Origin of the sequence: Fictibacillus sp. FJAT-27399 (genome assembly GCF_001510655.1) — a bacterium.
Classification (GTDB): domain Bacteria; phylum Bacillota; class Bacilli; order Bacillales; family Fictibacillaceae; genus Fictibacillus_C; species Fictibacillus_C marinisediminis.
Window position 1 is genome coordinate 1,563,111 of record NZ_LMVC01000002.1, and the last position, 12,844, is coordinate 1,575,954.

A 12,844-nucleotide genomic window follows, 5' to 3' on the forward strand; every position below is an offset into this window, starting at 1 on the left:
CTTACCATTCAGGTCAAAAATGTAAAGAGATTAAAATTTGATCTTCGATTCCAGGAAGGATCGAAGCTCTGAGACCGGCATGCGGACCTGTTCCATTGTGTCGCGGTCACGTACCGTTACCTGCTGATCTTCTTTAGAATCAAAATCATACGTAATACAGAAAGGAGTTCCGATTTCATCCTGTCTGCGGTAACGTTTTCCGATGGAGCCTGTTTCATCATAATCGACCATGAAGTCGCTGGCAAGACCGGCAAATACTTCCCTTGCTTCTTCAGAAAGCTTTTTCGATAAAGGAAGCACTGCTGCTTTAAACGGCGCTAGAGCTGGATGCAAGTGAAGAACAGCCCTTGTATCTCCGCCTTCAAGCTCTTCCTCTTCAAACGCGTCGATCAAGAACGCAAGTGTTACACGGTCTGCGCCAAGTGAAGGCTCGATGCAATAAGGGATGTAACGGTCATTCGTTTCTTGATCGATATAGTTAAAGTCTTCACCAGAGTGCTCGCTGTGGCGCTTAAGGTCAAAATCAGTACGGGATGCGATGCCCCAAAGCTCTCCCCAGCCAAACGGGAACTGGTATTCAAAATCTGTCGTAGCGTTGCTGTAGTGGGAAAGCTCTTCGGATTCATGGTCACGCAGGCGAAGCTTGTCCTGTTTCATGCCAAGATTCAATAAGAAATCGTGAGCATACTGCTTCCAGAAATCAAACCATTTCAGTTCTTCGCCAGGCTTGCAGAAGAACTCGAGCTCCATCTGTTCGAACTCACGGGTACGGAACGTAAAGTTACCAGGTGTGATCTCATTACGGAAGCTTTTGCCGACCTGAGCGATCCCGAACGGCAATTTCTTTCTCATCGTACGCTGCACGTTTTTAAAGTTTACAAAGATCCCTTGTGCTGTTTCGGGACGAAGATAGATTTCGTTCGTGCTGGATTCCGTTACACCCTGGAACGTTTTAAACATCAGGTTAAACTGGCGGATAGATGTAAAATCGTGCGCATCACAATCCGGACATGCGATGTTATGCTCTTCAATCAACTTTTCCATTTCATCGAAAGAAAGCCCGTCAACAATCTTCTCGATTCCTTTTTCAGCAAGTGCATCTTCAATCAATTTATCGGCACGGTGTCTTGCCTTACATTGCTTACAGTCGATCATTGGATCATTGAAGTTTCCGATGTGTCCAGATGCTACCCATGTTTGCGGGTTCATGAGAATCGCTGCATCCAAACCAACATTGTATGGAGATTCCTGAACAAACTTTTTCCACCAAGCTTTTTTCACGTTGTTCTTCAGTTCAACGCCGAGCGGGCCATAATCCCACGTATTGGACAAGCCTCCGTAAATTTCTGAACCCGGAAAAATAAATCCACGCTGTTTTGCCATGTTGACGATCTGTTCCATTGTCACACTCATGACCATCTCTCCTTTTTTAGTAAATGCTAATTAAATCAACCAAAAAAGCCCTCATCCATAGACAAATATCCTTGTCCAGGGACGAGAGCTTATACTCACGCGGTTCCACCCTAATTGATGCTAAAAAAAGCATCCGCTTTGGTCAATTAATCGCTCGAGACTGCCGTTTCTCTGAACTTTTGTCCGGGCTTCCACCACCCCCGGATCGCTTTTCAAAAGCACCTCAGATACTATTCGTCTGTCATAGCTTTACATGTTTAGATTATGGGGAAAATAGTACAATTTTTCAGCCGCATTGTCAAGTTTTTTCAGCCAGTTGGCCCTTTCCCCTATTATAAACCAGAAGTTTCCGGTTCATTCAAGTTGGTTGAAGAGTGTTTACTGTCCGATGTGGGTGTTTTACCTGCCGATGTTTCGGATTCACATGCCAATCTCACTCAATTACAGGCCAATTTCTCAGACAGCAAAAAAACTCTTCACGTTATCAGCGAAGAGTTTTTTATCTTTACTTATCAAAACCCGCCAAAGCCTCCGCCCGGGAAGCCTCCATAGCCGCCTGGGAAACCGCCGTATCCGCCCGGAAAACCGCCGTACCCTCCCGGAAAACCGCCAAAGCCGCCAGGATATGGTGCAACCCCGCCGTATCCGTAACCGTAGCCATAAGCGAACGGACGGGGCGCAAGGGCAAACCCTGCAATGGAACCGAGTCCAAGACCTACCAAGGCTGCACCAAGGACCGGAAAGAACCGCCCTGTCCCATCGTCATGATAGGGAAGGAGATAGACATTTTCTGTATCAACACTTTGGATGGAGCCTCTATAGACACTCCCGTCATGGGTGGTAATTTCAACGTCTTGCCCAATATGCTGACAGCAAAGACCGTAATATTGTTCCTTCAAAAGTAAACCTCCTCTTTACCCTGATTACACTACTTACCCTGCATCTTATGCAAATTGTGGAAAACGGGTGTGGACAGCAGTCTGCCTGTTTCAACTATTGGAGCAAATGGGTATATAGAAGATAGAAACCTTGAAAGGGGCTCCTTTATGGAAAAAGATTTGTCACAGCACAAAGAACATGCCCAAAGAAAAGCAGAAGAATATAAAGATGAAGCTGCACCATGGATCGTCCGGATGGCCCGCCTAGGCCATTTCTCAAAAGGAGCCGTTTATATTGTCATTGGAATACTTGCCGTAATGACAGCATTCGGTTTGCAAGGTAAATTAACCACTTCCTCAGGTGCCCTCTACACCATTGCCAAGCAGCCCTTTGGCTCTGTCATGCTCGCTGCGCTGGCTGTAGGACTTGCAGGCTATGCACTGTGGCAAGTCATCATGACGGTCTTTGACCCCGAGCATAAAGGAAATGACGCAAAAGGATGGATGGCGCGAATCAGTTATCTCATCATCGCTGCTATATATTTCAGTCTATGTGTTAGTGCAATCAAAATAATCTTCAGAGCGAGTACCAACTCGTCAAGTCAAAAATACCAGACCTTATCCGCAAAAGCGCTGGCACAGCCCTTCGGACAAACAATCATTGCGGTTATTGGTGCTGTATTTATCGGTATCGGGGTTTATAACTTCTACAAGGCCTATACGGAAAAATTCAAAAAAGGGCTTAAACGTCATGAGATGAATCAAAAAGAATGGAAGACCGCACGTTATATCGGGAAGTTCGGACTTTTTGCACATGGTGTAGTATTCGCCATCATCGGCATCTTTTTAATCAGAACAGCCATTCAGGCAGATCCAGATGAAACAAAGGGGCTGGATGGTGCTCTGGCTGAACTTGTAAAGCAGCCGTTCGGTCCAGTGCTCCTTACTATCGTCGCTCTCGGACTGGTCGCTTATGGCGCCTACTTGCTCTTTGAAGCGAAGTACCGAAGACTCGATCCTTAATGATAAAACAGCCTCGTCCCTTTTGGACGAGGCTGTTTTCATTTACCAGGCTTTAATACTAGTTTTTCTCCGTTTTTGAAGCTGGATTCATTCGTTTCCGTTACATGATAGCGGCCTGTAGTCCAATCTTCAATCTGATTATCATACCACTTGCTGAGGACATGTCCTGACTGTCCTGGACCGACGACATTATAGGTTTTCTTCAAGTCTGCAAGATCAACAACCGTTCTCCAGGCAGCTCCATGGTTCACTTTCCCTGTAAGATAATCCCAGCCTGCAGCACCTACTGTTACCCTGCTTCCTCCCATCGGCGTTTCTTTTGGATTAAACAGCAGGTTCAGCGGCTTTATCGCTGATAGAGGATGATCAAACGGCAATGAATGATACGTTCCCCACTTCCACTTATCGGGATTTTCACCCTGCAGCTTCTCCACCTGTTTAACCGTTCTGCTGAAGGAGATTGTTGCGGCTTTGTCCAGCCCCCCTGCCTCTTTGATCCAGGGACCTTCCTTACCCTCGGCCGCATGGCGGATCAGTTCATCCACGACTTGAGCCTTACCGTCAAACAACGGCATCATCTTTTCATCAATCTTTTTTTCAAAGAGAACATCGCTGAACTCTGGCATCCATAAGTTGAACAGCAGGGGTGCAGCAAGATTTTTGTCATCTTCATGATTCCAGTCTTTCAATAGTTTTACCGCTTTTCTGCCGTTTGTTCCAAGGTCTGCAGTCTTCAAATGGGAGAGAAGGATCGGCAGCATTTCTTCTGCCTGAAGATTTTTCCTGTCGAACTGCAGCTTTTGCATATCTTTTAAGGATAGCTTTTCTTTGGCTGACAGAACATCTTTTATTCGCTGCTCCCGGTAAGGCTGGGCCCATGAATCAGTAATGTGGTACGGGTAGTCGTCACCGATCACTTTATTATTGGCCGTTGCAATAAATCCTTCTTTTGGGTTCACGGCCGTCGGGAGCTTATCCCAAGGAATATAACCCTTCCATTCATATGTCTTTTCCCAGCCCGGTACAGGGACAGAAGCATATTTCTCTTTACGGATCGGAATCAGTCCATTGGCGCGATAGGCAATTGTTCCGTCTTTAGATGCGAAGACAAAGTTCTGGGCCGGTGTATGAAAATAAGTCAGCGCCTTTTTAAACTCATTCCAGTTCTTTGCTTTATTAAACATCAGTACAGCCTGAAGTTCCGTTGAGGGCTCAAGTGCCGTCCATCTCATGGAAAGCGCCGTATTCTTTTGCTTGTCATAAGCAAATTCGGACATAATCGGACCGTGACGGGTAATAGTGACTTTGTAAGGAAGGGTCTTTTGATCTTTCACTTTTATATTTTCTGTGATGATTTTGGCTTTCTCCCATTTTCCTTCATACAGAAATTCATCCGGATGATCGGAATTTCTTTTTTCAATGTAAAGGTCCTGAACATCGGGTCCTACATTTGTGACTCCCCAGGCAATCTGTGTGTTCCGGCCAACGATAATTCCCGGAACCCCCGCAAATATGACACCGCTTACATTCATGCCGGGTGCTTTTAAATGGCTTTCGTACCAGATCGATGGCGTGCTCAATCCAAGATGAGGATCGTCTGCAAGATACGGCAGACCCGATTTTGTTTTGGTTCCGGCCACCACCCAATCATTCGAACCGTTGAATTCATTAGGAATGACCGCTTTAGCGAGGCTGCTCTTAATATCCACCTTTGCTTTGCTTGCGATATCAATGATCTCTGCTCCGCCCTTTGGATAAGAAGGGAAAAGATCAAGTGCGTTGCCCTTTGGGAAATTCTGCAGCAAGTAATGCCTGAATGCCTGTCCTTCCCAATGTCCGCCAAGATCAAAGGCCATATATTTTCCAATGGTCAATGAATCGACGGGCGTCCATTTCTTTGGCTTGTACCCCACCATCAAAAATTCGATCGGAAGTGAATTGTTCTTTTCGGCATCCCTTAAGTAGGCGTTCACGCCATCCGCGTACCATTGCAGCACTTGCTTCGCTTCAGAAGAATACAGTTCATACGATGCCTCTGCGGCTCTTCGTAAACCAAGCGTCCTGAAATAACGGTCCTTTTCCACCGTTTTCTCACCGATTACTTCGCTTAATTGTCCTGACGCCTGGCGCCTGCTCAAATCCATTTGAAACATCCTGTCCTGAGCCGTAACGTATCCTTGGGCAGTATATAAATCTTTTAAACTGCCAGCCTTGATATGAGGTACACCGTTCTTGTCACGGACAGCTACTGCCGTTCCGGAAAGTGATGGAACGGTTTTTGTACCGCTCACAACTGGAAGGCTCTTTCTTAGTATCCAATAGGCAGCCGATCCCGAAATGGCAGTGACGAGAAGCAGTCCTGCCAGCATAATCACGGCCACTCTTTTCCATTTTTTCTTTTTCGGTATCTGTTTTTCAATTTGAATAGCTGTTTCCACCTGTATTCCCCCTCTTTCTTTATGGCTTCTTTACTCTTGTCTTTTTTCCTTCTCCTGTAAAATCCAATTTTAAGAAATCTCATATGCCCTACAAAAGTTTATATATTTGATAGAAGAAGTATTGATGGTTTAAAATGGTTACTTTGAAAGGGGGAGCCGTATGAAAAAATGGATATGGCTGACGCTCATCCTTTTTGCATTATGTACGCTGGCTGCTGGAGGGTGGTATTACTATCCCCAGTTTAAGATAGATCGCCTGAAGGCACAGAATGCAGCAGTCACTGAATCCGCCGGGACGAAATCCCATTCGGCTGATGTTTCTTATATTCAGCATTTAAAAACCTTGCCTGCAAATGAGATTCATCATCTAGCTTTGGGAGATTCGGTCATTCAGGGCCGAGGTTCTGATCAAGGCGGTTTTATTAAAATAGCCAGCAGTAATCTGGCTGTCCTTACGTCTAAAAAAGTGCAGCTAGATAATCAGGGAATTTCAGGAGCAACCAGCCGTGATTTGCTTAAACACATCTCATCCCCAGGTATGTCGGACCGGATAAAATCTGCGGATATTATTACGATCAATATCGGGGGCAACGATCTGGTGAAGCTTGCTTTAAAGGAAGGGCCTGTCCAGGCACTTCAGGATTATCAAAACGTGAAATCTGCTTATGAAGAAAATTTAAATAAGATATTTTCATTGATTCGAAAAGAGAATCCTGATGCTATTCTCGTATACAATGAATTGTATAACGCTGTGGACTCGGGAGAATCCTTTTATCCGGCAACTAAAAAATTGCTGAATGACTGGAATCTGATTGCCTATGAAACAACAGCCAAATATAAACCATCTGTTGTGATACCGAGCAGCGAAGTGCTTAAGCCCGAAAACAGGAAAGAATGGATTTATGATTCTATTCATCCCAACGACAAAGGCCACGAACTGATTGCGGAGCAGATGATTAAAACACTTAAAGCTCCTTATAAGAAAAAATAAAAGGCATTGTCCCGGCAGAGGACAATGCCTTTTCATATCTTTATTCAGCGAGCATAAAGTCACGATAAACATAATTGCCGTCTCTAACCGTCTCACTTCCCCGAACCACTTCAATCTTTTGCCTGAACAATGGCCCCCCAATTACAAGAGTATGGAATTCTCCGTTTTCTCCGCATGGATCTACGTTCTCGGGTATATCCGTTCTCCAGTCGCCGTTGATCTCACGGCCCAGAAAATCTTCATCCAGCTTCGTCCGATCAAGAGTAGTAACGACGGTCCGATATCCCAACGCGAGAAATTCGTCGATGAGATCCTCTGACTTTGCGCCCCACAGAGGGAAAACAGCTTCCATTCCAGCCAGTTTTAATTTGGCCTCCCTGTACTCTCTGATGTCAGCAAGAAAAATGTCTCCAAACATCACGTGCTGAATGCCGGCTTGGCTCACCTTGTCCATTTCTTCCCGCATCCGCTCCTCGTAGATCTCATTCGTGCATACTTTTGGAATTCTAACTTTACGGACAGGAAAGCCAAGCGCGTTTGCCTGCGCATCAAGAATTTCCTCCCGAATGCCGTGTATGCTCGTCCTTTTAAAATCCTCATTGACTGTCGTCAACAAAGAATCGATTTCATATTTCTTTGATTCCAGCAATTTATGAAGAGCCAGCATGGAATCTTTGCCCCCGCTGAATGAAACTACAATTTTTTTTGTCATCGTCTCACTTCCTTTTGTATCCTATTTTTGGTGTAATTGAAATAGATGGTCTACATATGATTATAAAGCAATGAGGAGGAGAGAATGGAAGAACATTTGGAGTATACAGAAGAAATACCTCAGCCATTGGTGAAGAAGAAACGTGCCTATCCGGTGACCTGGGGAGGATTCATCGGCTTTTTTGGTGCTTACCTTGGATTCATCATCTTGTTTTCATTGCTGACCGGCATGTTTTACGCTCTCGCAGCTGTCATTTTTGGTTTTTCCATGGCTGGATTTGAAAAAAGCCCTGTCTTCTTGCTGATTGATGCTTTAACGTTCACTGCAGTCATGCTCGTCTTTAAGCGCACCCGTCAATTTATGTTTCAGAAACTAACGCTGGGTGCCCTAAAAAAGAAGAAAACCTACTTCTTGATGGCTTGGGCTCTCATCATTTGCCAGGTATCACAATATCTTATTTTTGAGGTGCTTCATCTCGAAGATCCCGGATCAAACGGAGATGACCGTCTTTTTACAAGCGAGATTGGTATCGCCGGTATCTTTATTGTTATTTTTTGCGCCTGCATTGCTGCACCTGTAACTGAAGAATTGGTCTTCCGGGGATTTCTGTTCCGTTTCTTTCATGAGAGATATCATTTTATTGCGGGGCTGGTTGTTTCTTCTGCTGTCTTTGGCTCTTTGCATATCGGTTATCCGCTGGCTGCCGGTATCATGGGCATAGTTTTTGCTATGCTGTTCTACTTTACTAAATCTCTCGTTCCCGGCATGCTTGTCCATGCTCTATGGAATACGTATGTCTCCATTGTCGAGCTTCTTTCTTAAGTGTATTTAGCAAAAAAATAGAGGCACCTTTGTAAAGGTGCCTCATATGTATAGGGGATTTATATTATCTCACCTTTAAATCTTATTGATAAGCATCAAGAGACTTGCGACTTGGTGCCTATTTTTGCTTCTTCATGGCATTACAGCCTTCAGTCAGACGATATAACTAAGACCTTTACGCTAGCCCCATAATCCTTTAACCAGCTGATCGCCTTTTATGAATCCGTTAATCCCGTTCTTCCCAAGCAGATAATCCACAACCTCCTGCCGATCCATCCCTAGAGTCTCCAGCCCTTTGGCGATCGTCTTAAGGTAAGCAAAGGAAGGAGGCACAAACTCTTCTTCCCCCATATCATGGTTGGATGTAAACGTGAAAATCGGCTTGCCTTCGCAATCTCCCAAATAAACGATGGTTCCGTACCATCCCTCCGTTAAGGGAAGAAAACGGGATTCCTTAATTCGGGCGAAATCAATCTCTAAACCATCGATGCCGTTTTCCTGTGAAGCAACATCCATAAACTGCTCTTCAGAAATCAAATACATTCTTCCTGCTGTCTTCTCATTTTCACCTTCACGGTGGCCGATGAACGCCACTCCTCCTGTTCCCCATTTGCTTTCCTGTTTAGAAAAATAAAGCGGGTACTGAATGTTTACTGGCTGGTCAGCCAGTGGAGGATCACAATTGCGGCATCCTCTCTCTGGTTCAGAGCTGCCTTCGGCCTGCTTTCCCTCTATATAACAGCTGAACCTGTCTTGGTTCATATTTGAGCCGTAACTTGCATACCATACATAATTCATCAATCTGCCCCTCTCTTACAAATAGCGCACTTGCTGTTTAATATAACGTTTTAAATAACTCGCAAAGTCCATAAAACTGTTTTTATCCTCAAAAATGCCCTTTAGAGTGTCAATCTGCGGGAATATTCCATGCCGGTTAAATCTTACTGCCGTAATTCCACGAAAAAACTCGCTTCCATCTTCATTCAGTATGACAGTACCCACCATTACTTCTTTTGTCTCTCCAATATAATGCTCTTTTAATTCAATTACATCCACCACATCAAGCTTATATTTCCGCATAATCAAACCTCCCCTTTTATTGTAGCAAACGGTGAAACAGAAAACCCGGCTGTGTTTTTAACTATTTCCCTGCAAAAACAGCATCAATACAACCGGGATATAAAAGTAGTAAAAATGGCATGTATTTTCCTTTAAACTTCAAATTGGAGAATATTTATTCCATTTTAAACTTGGTAACTTGGTACCATTGCACTACTGGAAAAGATTTGAAATAGTCTTAACGATTCTTGTTATAAATTGACAATCGGGATAAAATAGGAATATATAAGACAGGGGTTGCTGCTTATCCTGATACAACGTTCTAGCCCGAAATAATTAGGGGGAGGGAATGGTATGACAGTATTCGAAGCAATGTCGTTAATGATTGGTTTTTCAATGCTAGTTCTGACCATTATTCGCTCCAAGGACAACGATTAGGGTTACATCACATATCTCATACAAAAAAGCCATGCGGCATCGCATGGCTCTTTTTTAGTATTATTTTATTTCTCTTTTTTCTACAACTAATTCATTTTCACGAACATCAACACGTAATTCTGTACTTTCTTCTTGCTCCAGAAGGACATCTGCAACAGCATCCTCCACTTTCTCCTGAATCACTCTGCGCAAAGGACGTGCGCCGAACGATGGATGATAGCCCAGTTCAGCAATTTTCTTTTTCGCCTCATCCGTAAAACTGATAGAGATGCCTTGTTCAACCAGGTTTGCTTTCAATTCTGTAAGCATAAGGTCTACGATTTGAACAAGATCTTCTTCTTTAAGTGACTGGAATTGCACAATACTGTCAAAACGGTTAAGGAATTCTGGCTTAAAGTAAGAACCAATCGCATCGAGAATGCTTGTTTCTTTTTGAACTTCAGCCACCTCGTTTGTAAATCCTAATTTCTTCGTTTGTTTAATTCCAGAACCAGCATTGCTCGTCATGATAATGACTGTATCCTTAAAACTTACCGTACGGCCCTGGCTGTCAGTGAGGCGTCCATCTTCAAGAATTTGAAGGAACATGTGCTGGACGTCCGGATGAGCTTTTTCAATTTCATCGAGTAGGATGATGCTATAAGGCTTGCGGCGCACCAGTTCTGTCAGCTGTCCTGCTTCATCATGTCCGACATAGCCTGGAGGTGAACCGATCAGCTTGGACACGGCATGTTTTTCCATGTACTCACTCATATCGAGGCGAATCATGGCTTCCTTATCACCGAACAGTTCTTCTGCAAGCGACTTCGTAAGCTCTGTTTTACCTACCCCAGTCGGACCGACAAACAAGAAGGACCCAATTGGACGGCTTTTGGCTTTAAGGCCTGCACGGCTTCGGCGGATGGCTTTTGATACTTTATCCACCGCTTCTTTTTGTCCGATGACTTTTTGGGATAAGTTTTTCGCAAGATCTTTCATTTTTGCCTGTTCGTCCGCTTGAAGCTTCCTTACAGGGATTCCTGTTTTCTGCTCAACGATTTTTTGAATATCTTCCAATGAAACCTCTGCTTTCGTTTTTGGTTCGTTTTCTGTCAGTTTTTCCTGAAGCTGAAGTTCTTCCTGGCGAAGTTTGGCTGCAAGCTCATAATTTTCGCTCAATGCTGCTTTTTCTTTTTCCTTAGAAATTTCTTCTAATCGTTCTTCAATAGAAGAAGTTTCACTTCCTGAGTGCAGCAGATTGATTTTTGAACCTGCCTCATCCATGAGATCGATCGCTTTATCTGGAAGGAATCGGTCTTGAATATAGCGGTGAGAAAGATTTACACATGCTTTTAGAACATCATCAGAAAAGCTTACTTCATGATATTGTTCATACTTTGGAGCTAGTCCTTTTAAGATTTCATACGCTTTTTCTGGCGTAGGTTCATTAACGATTACTGGTTGAAAACGGCGTTCAAGCGCGGCATCCTTTTCAATTTTGCGGTATTCTTTCAGTGTGGTTGCCCCAACAACTTGAAGCTCTCCTCGTGCTAGAGCAGGTTTTAGAATGTTACCCGCATCCATAGATCCTTCCGCAGACCCGGCACCGACAATCTGATGAATTTCATCAATGAAAAGAATGACGTTCTTGCGTTTTTGAAGTTCAGCGATCAGCTGCTTCATCCGTTCTTCAAACTGGCCGCGGATTCCTGTATCAGCAACAAGAGATGCCACATCCAGCAAGTAGACTTCTTTAGATAAAAGTTTAGCCGGCACAGAGCCTTCTGCAATTTTTAATGCAAGACCTTCTGCAATGGCTGTTTTACCTACCCCTGGTTCCCCGATGAGGACAGGGTTGTTTTTATTTCGGCGATTCAAGATCTCAATGACACGGCTGATTTCTTCTTCCCTGCCGATCACTGGGTCGACCAAGCCTGCTTTCGCTGCATGGCTGATATTGCGCCCGAATTGATCTAGGAATCCTCCTCCGCCACCCTGCTGGGTCTTAGGAGACTGCTGCTCGCTGGAAATACCTGAATTCATTCCGCTGCTCATCATTTGTTTAAAGAATTCGTCAAAGGATGAGAATTGATTCATAGGATTTATACCTCCTGCAGTGTTCATGGATTGTGTTACTTTATGGTAGCAATCTGTACAAAGCGTTAATTGTTGTTTGTGTTGATTAAAAGAAACATTCATATGAATAGTCGCAGGATTCACTTTACATTGTTCACATCGCATAAAGCATTTCCTCCTTCATTGTAATAGGTCATTTGTTTTGTCTGACTTTGACTATCTTTGACCTTATGGCTTTATTATACTTTGACCTTCTTTGACTTTCAAGGTTTTTGCTCAAATAATTTATATTTGCTTATTTTAAGTGTGTATCATTATCTTTGGTTTCTAGTACCTTACACTTCTTGTTCCCGAAAATCAAATGATCTGTTTTTTTTTTATGAATCGGAGACCACAACCCAATAAAAAAGCCCGCTTAATGAGCGGGCTCTTCACTATTTAATCTCAAATGTTTGCTTTTGTCTGTAATCGTTATCCTCATCTATTGCCGTAAGCCAGATTTCAATCGTATATGTTCCGGCTGGCAAATTTTTGACTATGATGTCCTGTGTATAGGTTTCTCCTTGTTTTAAAGTGATCTTCGAAAGAGCTTGAGTAAACATATGGTCATCTGAGTATTGATAAACTTTTTTGCCCTCTTTATTTTTCACAATGTAGTCAAATTTCTTACCGCTTGTGAATTCAAATATTTTGACTTGCTCTGTCTGATTTTTCAGTTCATAGCGCAATAGCGCGCTCCCAGCTTTTTGCTCGAGAATCGAAAGTTTAGGCTCGATGGCGCCTGCAACAATTCCTCCGCCATTGTTTCTTTCAGGATCGTCTTTTTTCTGTTCCTGCTTGTTTCCATCTCCCATGACTGGTTCTCCCTTCTTAGCCTCATTCTTTTCCGTTGTGCCGCATCCGGCTAAAACGATGATAAACCCCAATATAAGCAGCCAGTTTTTCAATGTCATCACCTCACACATAGTCTTGGCTGATTTTTGTTATTTTACCAGAATAAAAAAAGGATTTTTAT

General features: G+C 43.6%; 12 protein-coding genes and 1 other annotated feature. Of the genes, 4 read left to right on the forward strand and 8 right to left on the reverse strand.

Annotation, left to right across the window (positions count from 1 at the left end):
* Nucleotides 1–30: 30 nt before the first annotated feature.
* Together AR335_RS12950 and AR335_RS24720 are read right to left on the reverse strand one after the other, a co-directional pair.
* On the reverse strand, nt 31–1,413 hold the full coding sequence (locus AR335_RS12950; protein WP_062236343.1) for a glycine--tRNA ligase: 1,383 nt from the start codon (nt 1,411–1,413) through the stop codon (nt 31–33).
* 74 nt (nt 1,414–1,487) lie between these two features.
* Nucleotides 1,488–1,667: a binding site (T-box leader), on the reverse strand.
* A 258-nt stretch (nt 1,668–1,925) separates the two neighbouring features.
* Nucleotides 1,926–2,312 carry a hypothetical protein gene (locus tag AR335_RS24720; protein ID WP_062236346.1) on the reverse strand — a complete coding sequence of 129 codons (387 nt, stop codon included), beginning with the start codon at nt 2,310–2,312 and terminating at the stop codon, nt 1,926–1,928.
* Nucleotides 2,313–2,459: 147 nt separating this feature from the next.
* Between AR335_RS24720 and AR335_RS12960 the strand changes: the two genes are divergently transcribed.
* Entirely contained in the window at nt 2,460–3,314 is an 855-nt protein-coding gene (locus tag AR335_RS12960; protein ID WP_062236348.1) for a DUF1206 domain-containing protein, read from the forward strand.
* Between the two features lie 38 nt (nt 3,315–3,352).
* Here AR335_RS12960 and AR335_RS12965 read toward each other — a convergent pair whose 3' ends face one another.
* Entirely contained in the window at nt 3,353–5,758 is a 2,406-nt protein-coding gene (locus AR335_RS12965) for a penicillin acylase family protein (protein WP_062236351.1), read from the reverse strand.
* Nucleotides 5,759–5,912: 154 nt separating this feature from the next.
* Here AR335_RS12965 and AR335_RS12970 point away from each other — a divergent pair, with 154 nt between their 5' ends.
* Nucleotides 5,913–6,743 carry a GDSL-type esterase/lipase family protein gene (locus tag AR335_RS12970; RefSeq protein WP_062236354.1) on the forward strand — a complete coding sequence of 277 codons (831 nt, stop codon included), beginning with the start codon at nt 5,913–5,915 and terminating at the stop codon, nt 6,741–6,743.
* Between the two features lie 40 nt (nt 6,744–6,783).
* On the opposite strand, the gene AR335_RS12975 is transcribed toward AR335_RS12970, so the two are convergent.
* Nucleotides 6,784–7,455, reverse strand: coding sequence for a diphthine--ammonia ligase (locus AR335_RS12975; RefSeq protein ID WP_062236356.1), 672 nt, complete (start codon nt 7,453–7,455; stop codon nt 6,784–6,786).
* An 84-nt stretch (nt 7,456–7,539) separates the two neighbouring features.
* Here AR335_RS12975 and AR335_RS12980 point away from each other — a divergent pair, with 84 nt between their 5' ends.
* Nucleotides 7,540–8,277 carry a CPBP family intramembrane glutamic endopeptidase gene (locus AR335_RS12980; protein ID WP_062236359.1) on the forward strand — a complete coding sequence of 246 codons (738 nt, stop codon included), beginning with the start codon at nt 7,540–7,542 and terminating at the stop codon, nt 8,275–8,277.
* Between the two features lie 180 nt (nt 8,278–8,457).
* Here AR335_RS12980 and AR335_RS12985 read toward each other — a convergent pair whose 3' ends face one another.
* A complete protein-coding gene (locus tag AR335_RS12985; RefSeq protein WP_062236361.1) occupies nt 8,458–9,075 on the reverse strand; it encodes a hypothetical protein in 618 nt (205 codons plus the stop codon).
* A gap of 15 nt (nt 9,076–9,090) precedes the next feature.
* Nucleotides 9,091–9,357: a hypothetical protein gene (locus AR335_RS12990; protein ID WP_062236364.1), complete on the reverse strand. Its 267-nt coding sequence runs from the start codon at nt 9,355–9,357 to the stop codon at nt 9,091–9,093.
* Nucleotides 9,358–9,690: 333 nt separating this feature from the next.
* Between AR335_RS12990 and AR335_RS25535 the strand changes: the two genes are divergently transcribed.
* A complete protein-coding gene (locus AR335_RS25535; protein ID WP_353051312.1) occupies nt 9,691–9,774 on the forward strand; it encodes a putative holin-like toxin in 84 nt (27 codons plus the stop codon).
* Nucleotides 9,775–9,834: 60 nt separating this feature from the next.
* On the opposite strand, the gene AR335_RS12995 is transcribed toward AR335_RS25535, so the two are convergent.
* Complete coding sequence (locus tag AR335_RS12995; RefSeq protein WP_062236367.1) at nt 9,835–11,994, reverse strand: ATP-dependent Clp protease ATP-binding subunit; 2,160 nt, start codon at nt 11,992–11,994, stop codon at nt 9,835–9,837.
* Nucleotides 11,995–12,263: 269 nt separating this feature from the next.
* The gene (locus tag AR335_RS13000) at nt 12,264–12,776 is read right to left on the reverse strand and encodes a BsuPI-related putative proteinase inhibitor (protein ID WP_053355433.1); all 513 of its coding nucleotides are present in this window, start codon (nt 12,774–12,776) and stop codon (nt 12,264–12,266) included.
* Between the last annotated feature and the right edge of the window lie 68 nt (nt 12,777–12,844).